The following is a 26,330-nucleotide window of genomic DNA, read 5'->3' as shown; positions in this document are numbered from 1 at the left end:
TTTACAGGGTGTTCAAACACTATTTATCTATCGCTAAAAAATAAATTGACTATAAATGAGAATTAAATTAATTGTTTTTATGATTTTCATCACTTCTGTCGCTCACGCACAAGTACTAAGAAAAAGAACGACGCTGCTTATGGGCGGTCGCTTTGAGATCACTATTGTGGCGAAATCTGCTACTTTGGCTGAGGAAAATATTGATACGGTAATTAAAGAAATTAGTCGCATTGAATACTTAATCTCTGACTGGAAACCGAGTTCTCAAATTTCGCAAGTAAATATAAATGCAGGTATTAAACCGATAAAAGTAGATCGAGAAGTTTTTGATTTAACAAAACGAGCGATTCATTTATCAGAAATTACAAACGGCGCTTTTGATATCAGCTTTGCTGCGATGGATAAAATCTGGAAATTTGATGGATCGATGACCGAAATGCCATCTGCGGAAGCGATAAGAAAATCAGTAGAAAAAGTAGGCTACAAAAACATTATACTGGATAGCGTAAACTCCACAATTTTTTTAAAAATTAAAGGAATGAAAATAGGTTTTGGTGCATTGGGAGAAGGTTACGCTGCGGATGTTTGCCGAGATATGATGCTGAAAAAAGGTATTAAAGCCGGAATTGTGAATGCTACTGGCGATATGAGTACTTGGGGCAGAAACCAGAATGGAGGCAAATGGAAAATAGGAATAACCAACCCATTACATAAAGATAGCTTGTTTGCAGCTGCACCAGTTTTTAACAGCGCCGTTGTTACTTCGGGCAGTTACGAAAAATTCGTGGTGTTTAATGGGAAACGTTATGCACATATAATCAACCCAAAAACCGGGTATCCTGCAACTGGTTTAACTAGCGTTACTATTTTTGGGCCAAGTGCCGAGGTTGCCAATGGTTTTAGTACTTCGATAATGGTATTGGGAAAAGAAGCCGGATTGCAGTTTATTAACAAACACCCTGAATATAAATGTTTAATGTTTGCTGATGATGGCGAAGTCTTTTTATCAGATAATTTAAGCAAAAAAACCGTTGCAAAATGGAAAAAAGGATTTTAAGTGGAAGCATTATTAATTCAATTAAGGTTTATCAACGGTAAAATGGGTAATCGCAACTAATTAAAAAAATAGCAAGAACACCACTTTTATTCATCGATTTAAAATTCAGTCAGCCAATAATTTCTCCATAATATATTAAACTTTTTTAATGGCAATTTTAAATTTTAAACCTTAAATTTGCGCCCATGATTCACTTCTTCTCAAGCCAATCCAAGGCTGTTTTTGTTGTACAAACGAAGCAATCCTTAGCAAAAACTGATGTCACAAAATTAGAATGGTTATTCGGCGGTGCCAAATTACAAACTGAAACTGCCTTGAGCGGTTTTTTTGTTGGTCCGCGTGCAGCCATGATTACCCCTTGGAGCACAAATGCTGTAGAGATTACCCAAAATATGGATGTACAGGGCTTGATCAGAATCGAAGAATTTGAAAAAGTTACGGATGATTTTTCAGGCTACGACCCCATGCTTTCGCAGAAATATGAAAATATTGGTCAAGATGTTTTTACCATTAACATTAAGCCAGAACCTATTTTAGAAATTGCCGATATTGCAGTTTATAATAAGCAAGAGGGTTTATCTTTAAGTGATGAGGAAGTTGAATATTTAAATTCGTTATCAAAAAAAATAGGAAGATTGTTAACCGATTCTGAAGTTTTTGGTTTCTCTCAGGTAAATTCAGAACATTGCAGACATAAAATATTTAATGGGAAATTCGTAATCGATGGTGTAGAACAACCTACTTCTCTTTTCAAATTAATCCGCAAAACATCAGAAGAACACCCTAACGATATTGTTTCGGCATATAAAGATAATGTGGCTTTTATTAAAGGCCCAACGGTACAACAATTTGCGCCAAAACGTGCAGATATACCTGATTACTACGCTTTAAGTGATTTCGATTCTGTCATTTCGATCAAAGCAGAAACCCATAATTTCCCAACAACGGTTGAGCCTTTTAATGGCGCAGCAACTGGTGCTGGTGGCGAAATAAGAGACCGCTTGGCGGGCGGACAGGGTTCTTTGCCCTTGGCAGGAACTGCAGTTTACATGACAGCATTATCTCGCTTAGAAGAAAATAGACCTTGGGAAGCTGGTGTTGAAGAAAGAAAATGGCTTTACCAAACACCAATGGACATTTTAATTAAAGCCAGTAATGGTGCTACTGATTTTGGAAACAAATTCGGTCAGCCGTTAATTACGGGCTCTGTATTAACATTTGAACATGAAGAGCACGACCGCAAATTAGGTTTCGATAAAGTAATTATGCTGGCTGGTGGTGTTGGCTATGGCAAAGCAAGTCAGGCACAAAAGAAAAAACCACAAGAAGGCGATAATATTGTAATTCTTGGTGGCGAAAATTATAGAATAGGAATGGGTGGCGCTGCAGTTTCATCTGCAGACACTGGCGAACATGGAAACAGCATCGAACTAAATGCCATTCAACGTTCGAACCCAGAAATGCAAAAACGTGCGGCCAATGCAGTACGTGGCATGGTAGAAAGTGAAGAAAATTTTATCGTTTCTATTCACGATCATGGTGCAGGTGGGCATTTAAATTGTTTATCGGAATTGGTAGAAGAAACCGGTGGCTTAATTAATTTAGATAAATTGCCTGTTGGCGATCCTACCCTATCGGCAAAAGAAATTATTGGCAACGAATCTCAAGAACGTATGGGATTGGTTATCGGCAACGAACATATTGAAACTTTACAAAAAATTGCCGATAGAGAACGCTCACCGATGTACACTGTTGGTAAAGTAACTGGCGATCATCGTTTTACTTTCAAATCGGAAAATACAGGCTTAAAACCAATGGATTTTGCCTTGGAAGATATGTTTGGTAGCTCGCCAAAAGTGGTGATGGATGATAAAACGATTGACAGAAAATATCAGCCTGTAATTTATGATGCTACACAATTAAATCAATACCTAGAGCAGGTTTTGCAATTAGAAGCGGTTGCTTGTAAAGATTGGTTAACCAATAAGGTAGATCGTTGTGTAGGTGGTAAAGTAGCCAAACAGCAATGCGCAGGTCCATTACAATTGCCTTTGAATAACTGCGGTGTAATGGCTTTAGATTATCAAGGCAAGGAAGGAATTGCAACTTCAATTGGTCATGCGCCAATTTCGGCGTTGATTGATCCGGCTGCCGGAAGTAGGAATGCAATTGCAGAGTCGCTTTCGAATTTGGTTTGGGCGCCTCTAAAAGATGGTTTAAAATCGGTTTCGCTTTCTGCAAACTGGATGTGGGCCTGTAAAAATGAAGGAGAAGATGCTCGTTTGTACGAAGCTGTGAAAGCCTGTTCTGCTTTTGCGATTGATTTAGGAATCAACATCCCGACCGGAAAAGATTCGCTATCGATGAAACAGAAATACAAAGATGGCGACGTTATTGCGCCTGGAACTGTAATTATTTCTGCTGGTGGTAATTGTAATGACATTACTAAAGTCGTTGAACCCGTTTTACAAAAAGATGGTGGCTCGATATATTACATCAACCTTTCTAATGATACTTATAAGTTAGGCGGATCTTCTTTCGCACAAATTTTAAATAGAATTGGCAACGAAACACCTGATGTTAAAGATGCTTTACAACTTAAAAATACATTTAACACACTTCAAACTTTAATAAAAGCGGATAAAATACAAGCCGGACACGATATTGGCAGTGGCGGTTTAATAACTACGCTATTGGAAATGTGTTTTGCCGATCGCAATTTAGGTGCAAATTTAGATTTAACATCACTTGGCGAAACGGATAGTATTAAACTATTATTCGCTGAAAATATTGGTATCGTTTTCCAAGCAGATGCGAGTGTAGAGCGTGTTTTCGAAGAAAATAATATTACTTACCACAAAATCGGTTCAGTAAGTGCTTCAGCTACGCTGGAAATTAAAAATGCAAAAGAGGATTTAAGCTTTGATATTGATCATTTGCGTGATGTTTGGTTTAAAACATCGTATTTATTAGACAGTAAACAAACTGGCAATGGTTTAGCCAAAGAGCGTTTTGCGAATTACAAAAACCACGTTTTAAGTTATAACTTTCCATCTCAATTTGATGGTAAAAAACCTGTAATTGACAACAGCAAACCAAGGCCAAAGGCTGCAATTATCCGCGAAAAAGGAAGTAACTCTGAACGCGAACTGGCCAATGCAATGTATTTGGCAGGTTTTGATGTAAAAGATGTACACATGACCGATTTAATTTCGGGCAGAGAGACATTAGAAGACATTCAATTTATTGGTGCTGTTGGTGGTTTTTCCAACTCAGATGTTTTAGGATCGGCTAAAGGTTGGGCTGGCGCATTTATGTACAACGAAAAAGCTAGAGTGGCATTGGCTAATTTCTTCGCCCGCCCAGATACACTTTCCGTTGGTGTTTGTAATGGTTGTCAACTTTTTGTTGAGTTGGGTTTAATTAATCCTAACCACCAAGAAAAACCTAAAATGTTGCACAACAAAAGTGGTAAGCACGAAAGTATATTTACCTCGTTAACCATTGCAGAGAATAATTCAATCATGCTTTCTACCCTTGCGGGAAGTACTTTAGGCGTTTGGGTTTCGCATGGCGAAGGTAGATTTAGCTTGCCTTATACTGAAGACAAATACAAGATTGTAGCAAAGTATGCTTACCAAACTTACCCTGCGTCGCCAAATGGCTCTGATTTTAACACTGCAATGTTATGCGATGATTCTGGAAGACATTTAGTGATGATGCCTCACATCGAACGTTCACTTTTCCAATGGCATTGGGCAAATTATCCAAAAGGCAGAAAAGATGAAGTTTCGCCTTGGATGGAAGCTTTCGTAAATGCGCGGAAATGGATCGAGAAAAAATAAATTTTAGATAAATAGGAAATGGGTATTGTGAATACTTGCTTATTAATTAAATAGAGAATTGGAAATAAGAAATAGACTTGGCTTACACGCGGTCATTTCTTATTTCTCACATCTCATCACTCATATCTCATATCTCATATCTCATATCTAAAAACTCATATCTAAAACTAAAAGCTCATTTGAAAATTAATCGGCAAAGTATATCTAACCCTCACTGGCTGACCATTATTTTTTCCTGGTTTCCAAAAAGGCGATTTTTTAAGTACCCTTATGGCTTCTTCATCACAGCCAGAGCCGATTCCTCTAACTAAAGTTACATTTGATACCGAACCATCCCTTTCAATTACAAAACTTATAAATACTTTTCCCATAGTGCGTGCTTCTTGAGCCATCTCTGGATAACTTAAGTTTCGTTGAATGTATTTTGCGAAAGCTTTTTCGCCCCCAATAAAAGATGGGAATTCATCAACACCAGAAGCATCAATAATCGCTTCAGGATCGCCATTTATCGATCCATCATCTGCACCTTTTATTCCGCCACCCTCACCTTTACCTAAAATACTGCTCACATTTGCGTTCGGATCCACCACCCCATCTTGAGTTATATTCGCTACCACCGCAAGTTTAGTTTGATCAATAGTTGGTGGCACCATTTTAGTATCTTCCACTACCAAAATATTCGAGGGACTGCTAATTGTTTTTAATTTTGAAGCCGCTGGAAGCGCTTTTGCCAATTTCACTTTCTTTACCTCTTCTTTTTTCTTTATTTCATGTATGGGCTCAACTTCAAATACTGTAGTTTTAGTAGTTTCTATTGCCACCTTCTGAAATAATTTTTGATAAACCATTGGCGAAGCAAATACCACCATAAATAAAGCGCTAGAAATTATGAGCGAACGCGTTAAAGTTTTAGACGATTCTGCCCTTAATACATAAGCACCGTAACTTTGGTTTCTGTTTTTGAATACAAGATCGAGCCACTCGGTTTTGTACACATTTGTTGAGGAGTTGAACATAGTTTTTGTTTTTAGTTATGATGCAACTCAATTAAAATTTCCATAACGAGCGTTAAAAAGAAAATTATTTATCAAAAACGTAAATTTGCCAGTAAAAAACAATTTCATATTATATATTCATTAAAAATTCATTTTTTTATGGCAATTTTATAAAAAAAGCAAGAAAATAAACTACTTTTGAAAAAAAAACGAACGAATTAATGACAAGTCTAAGATTTATTGCACTAAAAGAGGCTCAAAACAGAATTTCACCAGAGGTTAAAAGCCCTGGCGCAAAAATTTCTGACTATTATGGGTCAAATGTTTTTGATTTAAGAAAAATGAAAGATTTCTTATCTAAAGACATTTATCAAAAACTTATATCCACTATTGATTTGGCTGAATTGCTTAATCAAGATGATGCTAACCACATTGCAAATGCAATGAAAGCGTGGGCAATGGCAAAAGGTGCTACGCATTACACGCATTGGTTCCAACCTTTAACAGGCACAACTGCCGAAAAGCACGATGCTTTTTTTGAACCTAGTAGCGATGGTCCAATTGAGCGTTTTGCCGGAAGTGCATTAGTTCAGCAAGAACCAGATGCTTCGAGTTTCCCGAATGGAGGAATTCGTAATACTTTTGAAGCACGTGGTTATACTGCATGGGATCCATCTTCTCCAGCTTTCATTATGGAAAGCAAAGCAGGTAAAACACTTTGCATCCCAACCGTATTTGTTTCTTACACAGGAGAGGCTTTAGATTATAAAGCACCTTTACTAAAAGCTTTGGCTGCATTAGATAAAGCTGCGGTAGATGTTTGCCAATACTTTGATAAAGGCATTACTAAAGTAACAGCATCATTAGGTATTGAGCAAGAATATTTTTTAATTGACGAGTCTTTATTTAACGCCCGTCCGGATATTGCCTTAACAGGACGTGCATTATTTGGCCACATGTCTGCAAAAGGACAACAATTAGAGGATCATTATTTTGGTTCTATTCCTGAGCGTGCTTTTGCCTATATGGTCGATTTTGAAAACGAAGCCCTTAAATTAGGAATTCCTTTAAAAACACGTCATAACGAAGTTGCACCATCTCAATTTGAATGTGCGCCAGTTTACGAAGAGATAAATTTAGCCATCGATCATAACCAATTGTTGATGGATTTAATGGATAAAGTTGCTCGCCGTCATCACTTCCGTGTTCTATTGCACGAAAAACCTTATGCAGGCATTAACGGTTCTGGTAAGCACAACAACTGGAGTTTAATTACCGATACTGGTAAAAATTTATTGGCACCAGGAAAAACGCCGAAAAATAATTTAATGTTCTTAGCTTTCTTTGTTAACACAATTAAAGCAGTGAGCGAACATGCAGATTTATTACGTGCAAGTATTACTTCGGTAACCAACGATCATCGTTTAGGTGCCAACGAAGCACCACCAGCAATTATTTCAATCTTTTTAGGATCGCAGTTAAATGATGTTTTGGATGAAATTGAACATTCACGCATCAGCAAAAAAATAAAAGAAGACAATTCGCTTTGGTTAGGTATTCCTAAAATTCCACAAATTTTAATGGATAATACCGATCGTAACCGTACCTCTCCTTTTGCCTTTACCGGAAATAAATTTGAGTTACGAGCAGTTGGTTCATCAGCAAATTCATCAGCACCTATGACGGTTTTAAACACCATTATGGCTGATCAATTGATTAAATTTAAAACTGAGGTTGATAAATTAATCAAGAAAGGTGATAAAAAAGACATCGCTTTACTTACTGTAATTAAGAGATATATTAAAGAATCTAAATCCATTCGATTTGAAGGTAATGGTTACAGTCAAGAATGGGCAGACGAAGCAGCAACTCGTGGTTTAGCCAACATCAAAACTACGCCAAAGGCTTTAGATGCATACATGTCTGACAAAACTGTTGAATTATTTGCAAGCAACAACATTTTTAACAAACGCGAATTACATGCTCGCCATGAAATTATGCTCGAAAGTTTTTACAAAAAACTTCAAATCGAAGCACGTGTTATGGGCGAAATGGCGAATACCTCAATTATTCCAGCTGCAATTGCGTATCAAAATACTTTAATAGAAAATGTTAAAGGTTTAAAAGAAATCGGTCTTGAGCCAAAAACTTCTTTAGATATTATTAAAAAACTAACAGAGCATTTGGATATTGTTAAAACCAATATCGACGCCATGTTAGAAGAACGTAAAATCACCAATAAAATTGAAGATTCTCGTGAAAAAGCAATCGCTTACGATGAGAATGTGAAATCATATTTTGATACCATTCGTTATCACGCAGATAAATTGGAACAAATTGTTGATGACAGCGTTTGGCCTATACCAAAATTCAGAGAGTTGTTATTCATGAAATAGATTTTAAGCCGTAAGGTTTAAGTTTAGGGGCGTAAGGTAAAACTTTACGCCCTTTTTTTGATCAGGATTTTTAGGATTTAAAAATTTTGAAGATCAATTATGACAATTTTCAAGTCGCAAGAATCAAGTATTAAGATTTATCCAAAATACAGTCTCATTCTCTGTTCGGATAATTAACATCGAGTTTCTAATTAATTTCAGTTTTAATCGTTGCTCCTTGTTCTTTGCTCTTTAGTCCTTTACCTTTCAACTTTGGTCTTTTAGTTTTAGTCTTTTAGCTTTGCGCTTAAAAAGCTATCTTTGCGCAACATGAGTGATAACAGGTACAATCAGCGTGGCGTTTCAGCCTCAAAAGAAGATGTGCACAATGCCATCAAAAACATTGATAAGGGTATTTTCCCAAAGGCATTCTGCAAAATTATTCCCGATATTTTAGGTGGAGATGAGGCATATTGTAACATCATGCATGCAGATGGAGCCGGTACAAAATCATCGCTAGCTTATGTATATTGGAAACAAACTGGCGACTTATCAGTTTGGAAAGGTATCGCTCAAGATGCCATTATCATGAATTTAGACGATTTAATTTGTGTAGGTGCTACGGATAACATTTTACTTTCATCTACCATAGGAAGAAATAAAAACTTAATTCCAGGCGAAGTATTAGCCGAAATTATTAACGGTACTGAAGAGATACTGGCCGATTTGCGCAAGCAAGGCATTTCAATTTATTCAACTGGCGGAGAAACTGCCGACGTAGGCGATTTAGTGAGAACAATTATTGTAGATTCTACCGTAACCTGTCGCGTTAAGCGCGATGAAATTATCAGCAACGATAATATTAAGCCGGGAAATGTAATTGTTGCGTTGGCATCTTACGGACAGGCGACTTACGAAACTGAATATAACGGTGGCATGGGATCAAATGGACTAACATCTGCCCGCCATGATGTATTTAGTAAATGCGTAGCTACAAGCTTTCCCGAAAGTTTTGACCCTGCTGTTCCATTTGATTTAATTTTTTCTGGCACGAAAAACCTGACTGACGAAATTGACATTGAAGGTTTCGAAAAAATAACTGCTGGTAAATTGGTATTATCGCCAACGCGAACTTATGCGCCCGTAATTAAAAAGATTTTAGACCAACACCGTAAAGATATTTGTGGCATTGTACACTGCAGCGGTGGCGCACAAACTAAAGTGCTTCATTTCGTTAATGATGATATCCACGTAATCAAAGATAATTTATTTCCAGTTCCTCCTCTATTTAAACTAATTCAAGAAGAATCCAAAACGGATTGGAAGGAAATGTACAAGGTATTTAATATGGGGCATAGAATGGAATTATATGTTCCTCAAGAAATTGCAAATAGTATTATCGAAATTTCTAAAAGTTTTAACATTGATGCGCAAATTGTGGGGCGTGTAGAAAAAAGCGAACAAAAGCAGGTAACCATTGTAAGCGAAAAAGGGACATTTGTTTATAATTAGCTTCCATTTTTTTAGTCACGATAACGAAGATTATCCAGGTTTCCCAAAAATCTATTTTAAAACAAAAAGGCCATTTTGCATTATGCAGAATGGCCTTTTTCATTATCAAATAATACTATCTTTTTGCCGTGGCTTTCTTAACAGGTGCATCCTTACGGATGTCCAATTCCTTGATGATATTTTTAGCACCACCCAATACATCTATACACCATAAAACATAGCGTACATCAACACAAATCGTGCGTTTATATTTTTTATCGAAGGCAATATCGCCACTCATTGCTTCCCAATTACCATCGAAAGCTAAACCAATTAACTCTCCATTGCCGTTAATTACTGGCGAACCAGAATTACCACCGGTAATATCATTATTGGTTATAAAACCAACAGTTAATGTTCCATCGTTTCCATACTGCCCAAAATTTTTCTTATTGTAGTTTTCTATCAATGAAGCTGGCACATCAAATTCGCTGTCTCCGGGAATATATTTCTGCATAATCCCATCAATAGTTGTGGTAATTTTATATTCGATACCATCCTTTGGAGAATAATCTTGAACATTTCCATACGATAAACGCATTGTAGAATTTGCATCTGGATACATAATTTTACCAGCATTTTTCTCTAATACTGCCTTTAAATACAAATTATCGAGCGTTGCCTTTTTAGTTTCAAAATCTGCAACCAATGAGCCGAAGTTATTTTTGATGTACTCGCTAGGAATTAAATTAATGGAATACTTGTAAGCTGGATCATTCTTAATATCATCGGCTGATGGATTTGAAGCAATAAATGCAGTCAATTTATCAGGATTGATCATGTTGCTGTTCTCCCACATATAATCTGCAAATTTCTGAAAGGTAGTTTCAGGATTTCCCGTCCAAAACTTTTCTGCAATTTCTGCATAAAACTTAGGTTGAGATTTTACAGGTACATCGTTATAAAACGAAGCTAAAATCTCAGCAAATATTTTCTTATCTGCCGGCTCGTTATAAGTTTCTTTGTAAGAATTTAAAAGATCTTGCAAATTTCCGTTAACTTTTTGTACAAATGCAGCATCATCTTTTTTCGCTAATCTCGACATAAGCATTCTACCAGCGTTAATAGAATTCATTACAAAACCAGAAGCTAAAAAACCTTCATTAATGTAGGTACGTTGCACAGAAATTGGCGCAATGCTTTGATAAATAGCATCATATTCATCCATTAAACCAGCAAATTCAGTTTTTTGAGCTGCCCATTCCGTAAACGATTTTTCGTCTACACGCTTAGCATCGGCAATTTTCAATTTCTTCAACTGCTCTGTTTGTCCGATGTAATATTTCCAATAATTTGCAATATTTGCGTATTTTGAAGAAAGCTTTAAACGGGTATCAACACTTTTATCCATTTGCTCTTTCCAAGCCTTCAAACGGATATCGCGAAGTTTTACGATCGTTGGATTAACTTTATTTGTGGCTAAATCGACACCGTAAGAAGTTAAATAACGATCCGTACGACCTGGATAACCATAAACCATAGAAAAATCGCCATTTTTAACGCCCTTGATAGAAACTGGCAAAAACTTTTTAGGCTTGTAAGGTACATTTGCCTGAGAGTATTCTGTAGGCTTATTATCTTTATTAGCATAAACCCTAAAAACAGAAAAATCACCCGTTTGACGAGGCCATTCCCAGTTATCAGTATCACCACCAAATTTACCGATGGATTGTGGTGGCGCGCCCACTAAACGCACATCATCAAAACGTTCGTAAACAAAAAGGATAAATTGGTTCGATTTGTAAAAGTCTTTTACGTTTGCTTCGATAGTTGGTCCTGTTACGGCTGTTTTGGCAATTGCGGTAAAAGCCTCTTGCATTTTGGCTGCCTTTTCAGCACCAGATAACCCTTTTGTAGCTTCGTTAATTTTACCTGTAACATCTTCCATTCTGAGTAAGAAACGCACAAATAAGCCTGCAATTGGTTTTTCTTCGCCGTAATTTTTAGCGTAAAATCCGTTATCTAAAATATTGTTCTCAGTAGTAGAATTTGATGCAATGGCATCGTAACCACAATGGTGGTTGGTAAAAATTAACCCTTTATCAGATACAATTTCGCCAGTACAAAAACCACCAAAATGTACAATTGCATCTTTTAAACTCGATTTATTAGCACTGTACAAATCTTCTGCAGTAAGCTTAAAGCCCTGCTTTTTCATTTGTGCATAATTCTTACCGATCAACATCGGTATCCACATTCCTTCATCCGCCTTGGCCGTATTGCCTATGGTAAATACCATTACAAACAGCACCAGATATGCTAGTTTTTTCATAAATTTTATAGAATTAATAAGTTGATGTAAATGTAGCGATTACATTAGAGGTAAACAAAAAACCATAAAAAAAAGCCTTCTGAATTTTAAATCAGAAGGCTTAATATAATTTTTACTTAGGTATTAGTTAAAGTTGTAACGAACACCGAATTGCATGTAATAAGTAGAGCTAATAGTCTGAGAAGTACCGAAAGTTTCTTTTACAGCATCACCAGAAGCAGTAGCTATTTTATAAGTTGGCTTTGTAGTTGCGTTGATAGAAGCAACATTCTGAGGAACAAGAATTGCTCCATTATTAACAAAGTTTACATTACCCCAGTTGCGGTTTAACAAGTTACCTACGTTAAAAATATCAACAGTAAATTGGAAAGAGTTTTTAGTTTTTCCATAGTCTTTAAAAACCTCTTGTGTCAATCTAAAATCAAACTGGTTTCTCCAAGGTGAAGTAGCACCATTACGTTCAGCGAATTGGCCTCTATTTTTGCTCAAATATTTATCTTGTGCAATGTAAGCCTCAAACAAGTCACTTTGCTCTTGTGCAGTGTAACCTGCTGCTCTATAATTGTTCGTGTTAGGCGCAATAGCAACAAAAGAAGCTGCAGTTAACTCACCAGCCTTAGGAATGTATATCAAATCATTTCCAGATACACCATCGCGGTTGAAATCGCCACTATAAGTATATGAGAACCTTCCTTGCTGCGCACCTTCATAGAATACTGAGAATGATGTAGCTAGGTTTTTAATATATTCTTTTCTATATGAAACAGAAGCAATTACCCTATCAGGATTTAAATTACTTGAGTAACTTAAGCTTGGGATATTTGGATTACCAGATGTTTGAGGTAACGACCACAGGTTTCCTAATTGATCACCACTTTGATCTCCATAATTGCGTTGATCTGAACGCGTGTAAGCGATCATAGCTGAAACTCCGTTCGAGAATTGCTTGGTTAGTTGTGCAGTTGCCATCCAGTTGTAACCACCTTTAACATTACTCATTTGAATAGCATTAAATCCAGTAACGGTTCCATTAGCGCCACCACTAGGCGTTCCTTGCGGAACAGGTAAGCCAGCTGCATTGATTGGATTGTAGTATTTATCCGAATTACTTGTTGGATAAAATAATCTAGTATCTGAATAACCAGTAATTTGAACTATTGGATTAACCAAATTTAAGTTTTTGGCATAGGCAACATTAAGATCACGTCCATAAATACCTTCTAACGTTCCAACGATACCACCTGGTAATTTAAAATCGAACGCTAAACTTGATTTCCAAGTTTGAGGAAATTTCAAGTCTGGAGCCATTACACTGATACCTGAAGATGGGATTGAACTTCCAGGTGCAGGAGCTGCTGTTGATAATTGAGGCGCGATTGATGGATTGAAGAAAGGAGCTGCATTACCTACATAACTTTGCGTGTATTGAATCAAACCAGCATCACCAGATTGAGAAACGATCCAAACAAATGGGATACGGCCTGTAAAAATACCTGTACCGCCTCTTACTTGGAATGAACGATCGCCCATAACATCCCAATTAAAGCCTAAACGAGGAGAAAATGATATTTTATTTTCTGGTAAAAGACCAGTATTAATTTTCTGTCCGCCAAAATTCAAACCTGCAACTAAAGGATGTGTTTTCACTTCCGTCACATCAGGATAAGAAGCCTGTTCTATACGTAAACCTGCAGTTAACTTAAAACGATCATTCAAGGTAAACTCATCTTGTAAGTACGCAGAATATTGTGCAAATTTAAAACTAGGATATGCTTGTGAGCCGTCTGCAGTTAATGGATAAGTTACTGTGTACTGCGCTGGTCTTTGATTAGTTACAAAATCATTCCATGTTTTGAAGGTGTAAAAACCTGTGCCAAAACGTTGGAAACCATTTTTAGTTGTACTATATTCAGCCTGAACACCTAATGTGATGTTGTGTTTACCTAACGCTAAACTCAAGTCATCGCTGTAAGTATAACCTTTAACATCTCTTAAATTACCGTAAGAAAATGGCTCATAACCAAACGTAGTTAAAACACTACCTAAATTAGAAGGGCTTGTAGGCGTACCATCTAAAATATCCACTAAAGGAAATGGCGAACCACTTGTTGTACGCGGATCATTTTGATGAGAATATGTTACTCTTAAAACGTTTGTAAGTTTACTACCAAAGTTGGAGTTTAATTCTGCTACGCCTGAATAAAGATTTGCTGCTTGAAAATAGTTTGTATTTTGAAAAGGTAAACCTGCATTTCTTGCATTTCCCGATCTACCATTTACATAAGCATAACCCGTTAATTGCCCAATTGGCGAACCACCTGTAGAAGTACTCGCAGAAGCTGGAGACTTGCTCTCTACTTGGTTATAACGTACACTAAAACGGTTACTTTTGTTGATATTCCAATCCAAACGTGCAAACATCTTTTCGTTATCACTTATATTAGAATAACCTTGATATACGCCTGTTGTATAATTGTATTTACTTAACAAGTAAGAACTTACAGTATTTAAAAATACATCAGTTGCTTGTACAGTATTCGGATTAGCAACAGCATAAGGAAGTGCTGATGTTGCTGCTATCCGTTGTGTACCTGGCTGAACGGTGTGTTTTTTCTCATAATTAACAAAGAAAAATAATTTATCTTTCACAATTGGACCACCTAAACTAACACCATAGTTCTTTTCATCTAAAGATTGTAAAACTGGAATTCTATAAGTTTCACCTATTCTTTTACCTTGATTTTCTTCGCCACGCATTGAGTAAAAAGCATTACCTTGAAACCTGTTCGTGCCTGAGCGAGTTACAGCTGTAACTGAACCACCTGTAAAACCTGTTTGACGAGCATCATAAGGTGTAACATTAATTGAAATTTGCTCTAATGCATCGATAGAGATTGGAGAACCATTTGCTGGAATATTAGTTCCAATACCAAATTGATTGTTAAAATTCGCACCATCAACCGTAAAGTTGTTAGAACGATAGTTACCTCCACCAATTGAAGTTCCATTAGCTTGTGGCGTTAAACGAGTTAAATCATTTACGCTACGTGTAATAGTTGGTAAACTTTGAATTTGCGCTTTACTAATAACAGTAGATGTACCATTTTTATTAGAATTTAAAATGCTGTTCTTACCTTGACCAACAACTTTCACCTCAGAAAGTGTAGAGCTGTTATCGGATAATGTAACATTCAATAAAAAGGCTTCTCCTAATTTCAAATTAATGTCAGTCAATTTTTGGTTTTTGAAACCTACGAAACTCACTTCTACTGTGTAAGGTCCGCCTACTCTAGCGTTACCTATAGTAAAACGACCATCACTATTTGTCGAAACAGTATAAACAGTTCCCGTTGGAGTGTGTGTTGCTTTAACACTTGCCCCAGGCAAAGGCCCTTTGGCATCTTTGATTGTTCCTGTGATAGACGATGTGGTTACCTGTGCACCTGCACTAAATGTTAAACCTACAAAAGTCAAAACAACAAACATTAATCTTAAAAGTAAAGATCTTTTCATACTTTGTTTTTTTAGTTTTTTATGAATAAATATCTAATGATTTATTGGTGCAAAGGTAATTATTAATTTTTAACACTTTTTAACTTTTCATGTTAATTAATTGTTAACCTTTGAAAGACTTATCAACAATTTGAAAGGTTTCGGAACTCTATAAGATACAGTTTGTCAACATATTGCCATTTAGCACTTTCACTTTGTTACAAAACATGCAAAAAATTGCAACATTTAAAATTATTATAACCTTTTTGCAATGAATTTTTCATTTATCGTTTATTAACAAACATTTTTTTAGTTTTGGGGATTATTGGTGCTGATGCTTTGTTAACGGTGTACTGCTGATTTACAGATGCGAGGATAATCTTTTAATAAGAGCCTTCTTCCCGACAGGAAGTTTACACCTAAGAAACAGTTGAAAATAGAATTTCTTTAAAAGACACGGTAGTTGTTGATTGAACTTAAAGTTTAATTTATGCACACTCCATCTAACAGATAAAAAATAAAAAACAAATAGATGAATTACGATATTATTGTTTTAGGCAGTGGACCAGGTGGTTACGTAGCTGCAATCAGAGCCTCTCAATTAGGATTAAAAGTTGCAATTGTAGAACGCGAATCTTTAGGTGGCATTTGTTTAAACTGGGGCTGTATCCCAACCAAAGCGTTGCTTAAAAGTGCACAAGTTTTCGAATACATTAACCATGCAGCAGATTACGGAATAACTACATCTGGCGCTACAGCAGATTTTGCTGCCGTTGTAAAAAGAAGTCGTGGCGTTGCCGATGGCATGAGCAAGGGCGTACAGTTTTTACTGAAAAAAAATAAAATTGACGTGATAATGGGTACCGGAAAGTTAAAACCGGGAAACAAATTAGATGTTAAAGGCGCTGATGGTTCGCAACAAGAGCTTACTGCAAAAAATATTATTATTGCAACAGGTGCGCGTTCAAGAGAATTACCGAACCTTAAGCAAGATGGCAAAAAAATTATCGGCTACCGCCAAGCAATGGTTTTACCTGAGCAACCTAAAAGTATGGTTGTTGTAGGCTCGGGCGCTATTGGTGTAGAGTTTGCATATTTCTACGCTACAATGGGCACCAAGGTTACTATTGTAGAATTTATGGATAATGTTGTACCTGTAGAAGACGAAGATGTATCTAAGCAATTGTTGCGCAGTTTGAAAAAAGTTGGCATCGACGTGATGACTTCTGCGAGTGTAGAATCTGTAGATACAAGCGGTACAGGTTGCAAAGTATCGGTAAAAACAGCTTCCGGCATGCAAACCATCGAAGCAGATGTAGTACTTTCTGCGGCAGGCATTGTAGCCAACATAGAAAACATCGGGTTAGAAGAAACAGGTATAAAAACTGAAAAAGGCAAAATCGTTACCGACGAATTTTACAACACTTCGGTAAAGGGCTATTACGCCATTGGCGATGTTGTTAGCGGACAGGCTTTAGCGCACGTTGCATCAGCAGAAGGCATTATTTGTGTAGAAAAAATTGCGGGTTTGCATGTTGAACCTTTAGATTACAACAACATTCCGGGTTGCACTTATTGCACGCCAGAAATTGCATCGGTTGGTTATACAGAGAAGGCCGCAAAGGCTGCAGGTTACGAATTAAAAATTGGTAAGTTTCCTTTCTCTGCATCGGGTAAAGCAAGTGCTGCAGGTGCGAAAGATGGTTTTGTAAAATTAATTTTCGATGCAAAATACGGCGAACTTTTAGGTGCCCACATGATTGGTGCAAACGTTACGGAAATGATTGCTGAAATTGTTGTTGCTCGTAAACTTGAGACTACTGGCCATGAAATGATTAAATCTGTTCATCCACACCCAACAATGAGCGAAGCCATAATGGAAGCCGCTGCTGATGCTTATGGCGAAGTGATTCATTTGTAAAACACGATTACAGTTATAGCATATAAAAAGGCGTCCTTAAATTAATTTTTTAAGGACGTCTTTTTTTATCCATAAAAACCAATTACACCATGAAATTTAAACCTCTAGCATTAATTGTTAATCTTTTAATAACCTTAAGCATTGGCGCTTTGGCGGGTTGGGGCACGGCTAAGTCGGTTCGAACTTGGTATCCTCATTTAAACAAACCAACATTTAATCCACCTAATTGGCTATTTGGCCCAGTTTGGACGTTACTTTATATTTTCATCGGTATTTCTGCCTACCTGGTTTGGCAACAAAGAGATAAAATAGAACATTTTCCACGGACTGTAGCGATATACCTAATTCAGCTGATTTTAAATTTAGCGTGGTCGTTTATATTTTTTTACTTGCATGAAATTGGTATTGCCTTGGCCGAAATTATTCTACTGCTTATTTTTGCAATCGTTAACGAACATATATTTCGTAAGATTGATAAATGGGCGGGATTACTTTTTATTCCATATATCTTTTGGGTTGCGTTTGCCACATTTTTAAATTATAACATTTTTATTTTGAACTAATTTTAAAAGAAAACCTTAATTTAGAGAACATGCGTTTTAAAAGCTTTTTGTCCGTTTTCTTTATTTTAATTTGCTTTACCACTCAAGCCCAAAAAGTTGGCCTTGTTTTTAGCGGTGGTGGCGCAAAAGGCTTGGCCCATATTGGCACCTTAAAGGCTTTAGAAGAAAACGATATTCCGATAAATTACATTACCGGCACATCAATGGGTGGCATAGTTGGCGCCATGTATGCTGCGGGATATAGTCCTACTCAAATTGAAAAAATCGCGCTCAGTTCGGATTTTCAAAATTGGGTAAACGGGAAATACACCAGCGATTACACCTACTTTTTCGAGAAAAGTCCGCCTACGGCATCCATGCTTACCGCAAAAGTTACCTTAGATACCGGTTTCCATTTCAGCTTTAGATCTAATTTAATAAATGATATTCCGTTAAACTTTGCATTTTTAGAACTCTTTTCGCAGGCTTCGGCAGTATCAAAAGATAATTTCGACAATTTGTTTGTTCCTTTTAGATGCATGGTGGCCGATGTGTTTTCTCAAAAAAGTATAACGGTTGGGCAAGGTAGTTTGGCAGAAGCAGTAAGGGCAACCATGACGGTGCCAATCATCTATCGCCCGATAAAACTAAACGGAAAATACGTTTTTGATGGCGGTTTGTACAACAACTTTCCCGCAGATGTAATGCGAAATATTTTTCATCCTGATTACATTATTGGCGCAAATGTATCGTCGAAAACCTTCAACGAGTATCCGAAAAATCTAGATCAAAAGTTGATGAACCGATTCTATATTTTTATGTTTTTATCAAAATCAGATTCTACATCGCTTGGCAGGAATAGTGTGTATATCCAACCGGATGTGAAAGATTTTAGCGTAAGTAATTTTTCGCCCGTTAAGGATTTGATTAAACAGGGTTACGATGCTACGATGCAAGAGATGACTAAAATTAAGCTCATGACATCCCGAAGGGTAACCAAAGAAGAATTGGAGATAAAAAGAGCAAAATTTAATGCAGAAAAGCCCGATCTCGTTTTCAATAAAATTATCGTAACTGGCGTAAACAATCAACAAAAACGATACATAGAAAGGTTGTTTAAAAGTAATAAATCTACATTTAACCTAGCCGATATCAAGAGAGGTTATTACAAGTTGGTGGCCGATGAAACCTTTGAAACCATCTATCCAAAAATTTCTTACCAACCCACAACCGATAGCTATGATTTCGAAATAATTGCGCAACCAAAAAAAAGTTTTAAAGTAGATTTAGGTGGTAACATATCAACCAGACCAATAAGCAATGTTTTTTTGGGCCTGCAGTATAATTTTTTAAATAGAAAAGCCTATACATTTGGTTCGAGCTTTTATTCGGGTCGTTTTTATGAAGCTGTACAACTTAACGGACGCGTAGATTATCCTACAAAACTCCCGCTGTTTTTGGCAGCAGAGCTGACATATAACCATTGGAATTTTTACAATACTAGCCAGATTTTTATCGAAAACCCACGGCCTATTTATATAGAACAGGCCGACCGAAAAATAGATTTAATGATGGGTGTGCCCCTCAACCATAATACAAAAATAGTTCTACATACTTCTTTTATTAACAATGTTGATGAATACAGCCCCAACAATACTTTCCAAATTGGCGATGCTTTAGATCAAACCACATTTAACGGTTTTAAAACAACTTTAGGTATCGAAAAAAATTCGTTAAACAGGAAACAATATGCAACCCGAGGACAAAGTTTTAGCTTAAACTTTAATTTTAACACCGGTAGAGAGAATTACAATCCTGGCAATATTTTCCGGAACGACCCCAATCGAAGTCAAGTTACTCCCTCTTCGAACTTACGCCAATGGTTGAGCATAAAATTATCGCAAGAAAACTATTTTCTACACACAAAAAAATATACACTCGGTTATATTGTTGAAGGCGTAATCTCGAATCAACCTTTGTTTTCTACCTATTATGCTACGTTGTTGTCATCTCCCGCCTTTTATCCGCTACAGGATAGCCGTTCTTTGTTTTTAGATAAATTTAGAGCTTCTACCTACGCAGCAGGTGGTATAAAAAATATATTCAATATTAAAAAGAATTTAGATTTACGGCTAGAAGGCTATCTATTTCTCCCTCATAAGGAATTTGAGCTTGCCAACTTACAAGATGCGAGCTATGCAAAAGCAATAACGAAAATAAGATATGCTGGCACCGCAGGTTTGGTTTATCAAACGCCTGTTGGCCCTGTAAGTTTTAGTTATAATTTATATAATGATGCTATTAAAAGAAATGGTGTATTATTGCACATCGGTTATTTAATTTACAACAAACGTTCTATAGAATGAAAAAGGCAATATTGTGTATCGGTTTTTGTTTACTTGGTTTTTTGGGTTTTGCACAAAATGCAAATATCAATAACTTTTTAATTAAAGAAAATCTACTCAAAAACAAAAAACTGGCCATTATTGCTGCAGATTCTTTAAACATGCCGAACGAAAATATTAATGGAAATTATACTTTTAGTGTAAGTGGTTTTACGCAAAACCTAAAATTTAACGATGGAATTGCGGTGTTGCAACTGCCGATAGAAAAATCGACGTTTATTTACATCAAGCATCAAAATGATACCGGCACACACAGTAAATTGGTATATGTTTATAAAAAAGATAATGATCTTAACCCAATTGCCATAAACAGTTTATGGCTTTTTCTTATCCCGGTAATATTGGTTATTGTTGCTTTTGCTTTTAGGAAGATGATTATAGTTGCCGTAATTGTATTTTTAGTTTTTGTTTACTTTAACCACAGCAGTGGACTAAATCTCTCTACTTTTTTTGAAAGTATTTTTGATGGATTAAAAAATTTAGTATAGCTTAAAAAGGCATTCCTATACCAAAATTATATTGTAAAAAACGATAACTGTCTGGTCCGTGGGTACTGTTATAAGTGTTTTTGAAATCTCTACTACCAGAAAATAATTTTTTGATAACCCATTGGTCGCCACCTTCAAATTGCGGATCTTTTACTTTAACGCCAACATCAAATCTAAAAACGAAATATTGCACATCGTACCTAAAACCTAAACCCGTACCAATAGCAATCTGTTGCGCCAATTTACTAAGCTTAAACATTTTAACCTCGGCATTTGCATCATCAACGTTGTTGCCAATGTTCCAAACGTTACCCATATCTACAAAAGCAGCGCCTTTTAAAGTAGCACCAAAAAACTTACTTAAAAGCTTATAGCGGTATTCAAAATTACTTTCAATGCGCATATCACCCAATTGATCTAAACCAAATAAATTTTTACGTTGCTTATCGTTACTAAGGGTTTCCCTATTGTAATTTCCAGGTCCTAGGGTTCTAGCCTGCCACGCCCTGATACCACTAGATCCACCGCTAAAAAATAATTTTTCGAACGGAATTACCGTTGAGTTACCATAAGCAAAACCAACACCCGTATTTAATCGCGCAATAAACTGCCTATCGCCACCTAAATATTTATACCACCGCACATCTACCTCCGGCCTAACATATTGGTTAAATGGCAAGCCGAAAATCAAATTATCTTTACCACTACCCGCGCCACCAATTTTGGTAATTGCCTGCAATAAATTGCCAGCAATATCTATGTTGCCCCTTAAATAAACAAAGCTTCGTAATTGATTTAATTTTTCGGCATTTAACGAGTAGGTATATTTCATCCCAAGCGTTAAATCTTTTCTTCCTAAAAGCCGTACGTAATACTGATTATTTTGAATTACACTATCCGCGATGTTGCTGTAATCTAAATTACCAAATCGGTATTCAAAATTTAACGGCGTAAACGAGTGCAATTTCGATTTTGTTTCTACCCAATCGTAAGTAATCGAATTAATAATTATTCTCCTAACCGAAATGTCTTTTTGTAAGGCGTAGATATAACTAGACGAAAACGTAGTATGAGGCATTCCGTTTGCGCCTAACCTAGGTTTGTAAAACGGTATAATTAACCGTGGCACGGTGATACTTGCACTTATAGAAAAATCTCGTTGATAAATATCTTGAAAGGGAGATGTTCCGTTAGTTGTTCTCGATTGTAACCCACCTTTTACCTGCAACTCGAAGCGCTCTGCACCTCTAAACAGGTTATTGTTGGTGTAAGTATTACTCAAATTAAAGCCTACCGTACCACCGTTAAATGGCACTTCCCCTTCTATCCTATTGCTCATCACTTTCTGTGGCGTTAAAAGAATAATAGGGTTAATTTTATTCGACGTGCTGTCGCTGTTGAAAAAGTCTATTTTTACATTTTTGAAGATATTTAATTCGTAAAGTCGATCATAAGTTAAATTTTCATTTCTAATATCATAAAGCTCACCCTGTTTTAAAAAGTCATAACGAAGTATTGGGTTCCTTCTGTAACGTTTAGATAAATCGGTATAAGAAATGCCTTTTGTAGTATCTTTATTTACGTAGTTTTTTAACGAGTCTGGGAATCCATCCGGACTAGGCGCAATAATCAAATAAGTAGTGCCAATATTGTACTGTCTATGACCTAACTTACTAATAGGATCGGTGATATTTAAATTTAAATTGGCTTTACTGGCGCGCAAATTAGTATCCACATCGAAATTAACATAGGGTCTTAAAAAATAGAAATATCCATTTTGTTTCATAATACGGTAAATCTGCTCACGCTCGTATGATAGTGAATCTTCATCATATTGTACGCCTTTGTGCAAATGCGTTATCCCGGGTTTATTAGCGTAATAAATGCTTTTTATATTTTGATTACGGATAGAATCGGTTATGTTGTTAAGCATAAAACCAGGACCTGGTATGGCCTTAAAGTTAATTTTGGCTTTCTTATTTTCTACTTGTATATCTGCTAAAACTTCTGCTTTAAAATAGCCTTTGCTTTTTAAAAACTTCTGAATTTGAATTCTCGATATTTCTACCAAAGTACTATCTAAAATTGCTGGTGGCGTACCGAATGGCTTTATATTATTTGTTTTATAACGGCCATCTTTAGTGTTAAATAAATTGTACAACGGCACATATATACTAAAAGCCGAAGGCGGTCTAAGGTCTTTTTGCACATAATTATAAGCCTGTTCTTCAAACCTTTTATCAACGCTATCAATTGTAACCTTCTTTACGATGGCCTGATAATCGGCGATATACTTTGTTGATGAACAAGCCTGAATTAAAACAATAATAAATAGTAATATTGCAGGGGTTTTCAGTTTAATATTTTTTAGTGATAGGTATGCTTTCAAAATCTCAAATTAGTTTCATTAAATCGTTGCATCAAAAAAAATACCGGAAAGAAAATCGGCTTTTTATTGTTGAAGGTATAAAGTCGATACAAGAATTTACACAGTCAAATTTTAAGTTTCACTCCATTTATTATGTAGGACAGCAAAATTTGTTACCCAAATTGCCTGCAAATATAAACTTATTTGAAATAAACAACGCTGAATTAAGTAAGATTAGTACCTTACAAAACCCACAAGATTTTTTGGCTGTAGTTTATTTGCCCGAAACCAAAAAAATTGACCCTAAAGATTTGGCAAATGATTTTACGTTAGTTTTAGATGGCGTGCAGGATCCGGGTAATTTAGGTACCATTATTCGCACGGCAGATTGGTTTGGGTTTAAGCGAATAATCTGCGCTAACGATACCGCTGAAGCATATAACCCAAAAACAGTACAGGCAACAATGGGCTCTTTAGCAAGAGTAGAGCTATTTTACGAAGATTTACCTTCGCTCCTCAAAAATATAACAATTCCTATTTTTGGGGCGCTATTACACGGAAAATCAATATACAAAACGGCTTGGCAAAAAGAGGGACTAATTGTGCTGGGTAATGAGGGCAAAGGAATATCTGCACAAGTAATTAAACTTATCAATCAAGCGGTTACCATACCTCAGGTTGGAAAGGCAGAATCCCTAAACGTAGCCATCAGCGCCGCTATTTTTTGTTCGGAGATTGCTCGATCGAAAAATTAAATATATTATTATTGATTTATATTTGCTAAACAGGGATAAATTGCTATTTTTGCACCCTTGAATTAAAAAGGTCGAGTGGCCGAGTGGCTAGGCAGAGGTCTGCAAAACCTTCTACAGCGGTTCGAATCCGCTCTCGACCTCCATTTGTACAAATAAATTTATAAAAGGTTATTACCATGGCAGTTACCAGATTAAAAAGAAAAGACAGAAGAAATAAAAATACCGCTCATCAAGAAGTGGATTTCTTAAAAAGAGCCACTAACATTGAGTTAGGAAGTCGCTCTGCACAACCTAAAAATGACCAATTAGCTAAAAACAACGCTGTTTTAGCTACTTTGGCAAAATAGTTTAGGTTAATTCTTAAAAATTTAAAGCATCCTTCTGATCAAAGGATGCTTTTTTTATATCCAAAATTTCGCAAAAACGGTAGCAAGAGGTTACCTCGTTTTGCAGATGCAATTTTTTTTTATTTTACCCAAACTTTATTATACCGCTTCGGTTATACCTTTTAAAATCATTTTTAAAAACTTAGCCGAATAATAAAATTTGAAAAATCATAAAAACATAGCCCTAATAGGTGGTGGACCAAGCGCACTATTTATGTTTAAAAGACTGGTTGATGCACAAAGAAGCGATCTATCGGTTGATATATTTGAGAAAAATAAAATACTTGGCGCAGGTATGCCATATAGTGAAGATGGTTCTAATGATGAGCACATCACAAATGTATCAGGTAATGAAATACCAGAATTAGTTACTTCAGTTGCCGATTGGATTAACACGCTACCCCAACAATTATTAGATCGATTTAAAATAAACGTAGAAAAATTTAGCGAATATAGGGTATTGCCAAGGTTGTTGTTTGGCATGTATTTAGCGCATCAATTCGAACTTCTATTAGTCAAAGGTGAAGAAATTGGAATGTTAATATCTGTTCATACCGAGAGTAAAGTTACAGACATCATCGACCATCCAAAAAAACAAAAAATCGAAATAGAAATTAATGGCGCTAAGTTACTTGAATATGATTACGCTATAATTTGCACAGGTCATAATTGGCCGAAAAAGTACGAAGGAACAACACCACATTACTTTGATTCGCCTTATCCGCCTTCAAAATTAAAACTCAAATTAAATCATACGGTTGCGATTAAAGGTTCATCATTAACGGCAATTGACGCCATAAGGACTTTAGCAAGAAGCAATGGCGATTTTTATTTAGATAATCATGGTAAAAAAGCATACAAACTTGCCGAAGATAGCAATGATTTCAAAATGGTTATGCATTCGCGAAGCGGATTATTGCCTGCTATAAGATTTCATCTCGAAGATTCGCATTTGCTTAAAGATTCTGTATTATCTGTGCAGCAAATTGCACAAAACCGTGCTGAAAATAATGGATTTCTATCATTAGATTATGTTTTCGAGCAGAATTTTAAGTGCATGATTAAGGAGAAGGAACCAGAATTTTATTTGCAAATTAAAGATTTAAAAATAGAGGAATTTGTGGCGCTGATGATGGATTTGAGAGAAAAAGTAGCACCATTTAATTTATTTGAAGCAGAATATACAGAAGCTGAAAAATCGATCAAGCGAAAAGAATCCGTTTATTGGAAAGAGATGTTGGCTGTACTCAGCTTTGCGATGAATTATCCTGCCAAATATCTTTCGGCAGAAGATATGATTAGATTGCAGAAAGTTTTAATGCCTTTAATTTCGATCGTGATTGCTTTTGTGCCGCAAGATTCGGTAGAGGAACTGCTGGTCCTCCATAAATTAGGCGTTTTAGAAATTGTACCCGTTGGCGAAGATAGTTTTACCACACCTCACGATCATATTGGTGCCATTTATCATTATGTGGATGAAAATCAAGATCAACAGCACAAGCACTATAAAACTTTTGTAGATTGCGTGGGTCAGCCTCATTTATTGTACAACGATTTCCCGTTCAAAAGCTTGGTGGAAAGTAAAAGTATCAGCGCAGCAAAATTACAATTTAAAAGTGCATTAAAAGGACAGGCGGAAATGGAACAGGGTAATAAAACTGTAGAAATAGACAATGATGGAAACTATTTTATGAATGTGCCGGGCATCACGATTAACGATCATTTTCAGGCGGTTGATGCTTATGGCGCACTTAACGAACGAATTTACATTATGGCAGTCCCATATATCGGCGGTTACAATCCCGATTATTCTGGCTTAGATTTCTGCGAGGCCGCATCTGCAAGTATTGCAGAAAGTTTAATAAAGCACTAATTAAT

15 protein-coding genes and 1 tRNA gene are annotated in these 26,330 nt (G+C 36.2%); 12 read left to right on the top strand and 4 right to left on the bottom strand.

Annotated features, from left to right (window positions below; translation table 11 throughout):
• Window positions 1-55: 55 nt before the first annotated feature.
• Both EZJ43_RS06815 and purL read left to right on the top strand, forming a co-directional pair.
• Complete coding sequence (locus EZJ43_RS06815) at window positions 56-1,057, top strand: FAD:protein FMN transferase (RefSeq protein WP_133261932.1); 1,002 nt, start codon at window positions 56-58, stop codon at window positions 1,055-1,057.
• 185 nt (window positions 1,058-1,242) lie between these two features.
• Window positions 1,243-4,902 carry a phosphoribosylformylglycinamidine synthase gene (gene purL / locus EZJ43_RS06810; RefSeq protein ID WP_133261931.1) on the top strand — a complete coding sequence of 1,220 codons (3,660 nt, stop codon included), beginning with the start codon at window positions 1,243-1,245 and terminating at the stop codon, window positions 4,900-4,902.
• A gap of 167 nt (window positions 4,903-5,069) precedes the next feature.
• On the opposite strand, the gene EZJ43_RS06805 is transcribed toward purL, so the two are convergent.
• The gene (locus EZJ43_RS06805; RefSeq protein ID WP_133261930.1) at window positions 5,070-5,918 is read right to left on the bottom strand and encodes an energy transducer TonB; all 849 of its coding nucleotides are present in this window, start codon (window positions 5,916-5,918) and stop codon (window positions 5,070-5,072) included.
• 200 nt (window positions 5,919-6,118) lie between these two features.
• Between EZJ43_RS06805 and EZJ43_RS06800 the strand changes: the two genes are divergently transcribed.
• Window positions 6,119-8,293 (top strand): glutamine synthetase III family protein, encoded by a 2,175-nt coding sequence (locus EZJ43_RS06800; protein ID WP_133261929.1) that lies wholly within the window; start codon window positions 6,119-6,121, stop codon window positions 8,291-8,293.
• Window positions 8,294-8,602: 309 nt separating this feature from the next.
• Complete coding sequence (locus tag EZJ43_RS06795) at window positions 8,603-9,784, top strand: AIR synthase related protein (RefSeq protein ID WP_133261928.1); 1,182 nt, start codon at window positions 8,603-8,605, stop codon at window positions 9,782-9,784.
• Window positions 9,785-9,899: 115 nt separating this feature from the next.
• Here the strand turns inward: EZJ43_RS06795 and EZJ43_RS06790 are convergent, their stop codons facing one another.
• Both EZJ43_RS06790 and EZJ43_RS06785 read right to left on the bottom strand, forming a co-directional pair.
• Window positions 9,900-12,095, bottom strand: coding sequence for a S46 family peptidase (locus tag EZJ43_RS06790; RefSeq protein ID WP_133261927.1), 2,196 nt, complete (start codon window positions 12,093-12,095; stop codon window positions 9,900-9,902).
• Between the two features lie 123 nt (window positions 12,096-12,218).
• Window positions 12,219-15,608 carry a TonB-dependent receptor gene (locus EZJ43_RS06785; RefSeq protein ID WP_133261926.1) on the bottom strand — a complete coding sequence of 1,130 codons (3,390 nt, stop codon included), beginning with the start codon at window positions 15,606-15,608 and terminating at the stop codon, window positions 12,219-12,221.
• Window positions 15,609-16,119: 511 nt separating this feature from the next.
• Between EZJ43_RS06785 and lpdA the strand changes: the two genes are divergently transcribed.
• From lpdA to EZJ43_RS06765, 4 genes are all read left to right on the top strand, one after another.
• Window positions 16,120-17,508 carry a dihydrolipoyl dehydrogenase gene (gene lpdA / locus EZJ43_RS06780; RefSeq protein ID WP_133261925.1) on the top strand — a complete coding sequence of 463 codons (1,389 nt, stop codon included), beginning with the start codon at window positions 16,120-16,122 and terminating at the stop codon, window positions 17,506-17,508.
• 89 nt (window positions 17,509-17,597) lie between these two features.
• A complete protein-coding gene (locus EZJ43_RS06775) occupies window positions 17,598-18,071 on the top strand; it encodes a TspO/MBR family protein (protein ID WP_133261924.1) in 474 nt (157 codons plus the stop codon).
• Between the two features lie 29 nt (window positions 18,072-18,100).
• Entirely contained in the window at window positions 18,101-20,416 is a 2,316-nt protein-coding gene (locus tag EZJ43_RS06770; RefSeq protein WP_133261923.1) for a patatin-like phospholipase family protein, read from the top strand.
• Window positions 20,413-20,943, top strand: a complete 531-nt coding sequence (locus EZJ43_RS06765) for a hypothetical protein (RefSeq protein WP_133261922.1) — start codon at window positions 20,413-20,415, stop codon at window positions 20,941-20,943. The genes EZJ43_RS06770 and EZJ43_RS06765 overlap by 4 nt, the downstream gene beginning before the upstream one ends.
• 1 nt (window position 20,944) lies before the next feature.
• Here the strand turns inward: EZJ43_RS06765 and tamL are convergent, their stop codons facing one another.
• Complete coding sequence (tamL, locus tag EZJ43_RS06760; RefSeq protein WP_133261921.1) at window positions 20,945-23,332, bottom strand: translocation and assembly module lipoprotein TamL; 2,388 nt, start codon at window positions 23,330-23,332, stop codon at window positions 20,945-20,947.
• On the opposite strand from tamL, the gene EZJ43_RS06755 reads away from it, so the two are divergent.
• From EZJ43_RS06755 to EZJ43_RS06740, 4 genes are all read left to right on the top strand, one after another.
• Window positions 23,323-24,066, top strand: coding sequence for a TrmH family RNA methyltransferase (locus tag EZJ43_RS06755; protein WP_133261920.1), 744 nt, complete (start codon window positions 23,323-23,325; stop codon window positions 24,064-24,066). The genes tamL and EZJ43_RS06755 overlap by 10 nt on opposite strands.
• A 69-nt stretch (window positions 24,067-24,135) precedes the next feature.
• A tRNA-Cys gene (locus EZJ43_RS06750) sits at window positions 24,136-24,209 on the top strand.
• Window positions 24,210-24,242: 33 nt separating this feature from the next.
• A complete protein-coding gene (locus EZJ43_RS06745; protein WP_133261919.1) occupies window positions 24,243-24,413 on the top strand; it encodes a spore protein in 171 nt (56 codons plus the stop codon).
• Between the two features lie 199 nt (window positions 24,414-24,612).
• Window positions 24,613-26,325, top strand: a complete 1,713-nt coding sequence (locus EZJ43_RS06740) for an FAD/NAD(P)-binding protein (RefSeq protein ID WP_133261918.1) — start codon at window positions 24,613-24,615, stop codon at window positions 26,323-26,325.
• The last annotated feature ends 5 nt before the right edge of the window (window positions 26,326-26,330 follow it).

This window comes from Pedobacter changchengzhani, assembly GCF_004354365.1.
GTDB lineage: Bacteria > Bacteroidota > Bacteroidia > Sphingobacteriales > Sphingobacteriaceae > Pedobacter > Pedobacter changchengzhani.
Note: the sequence above shows the minus strand (reverse complement) of the source record. Positions and strands in the feature narration are given on the sequence as shown.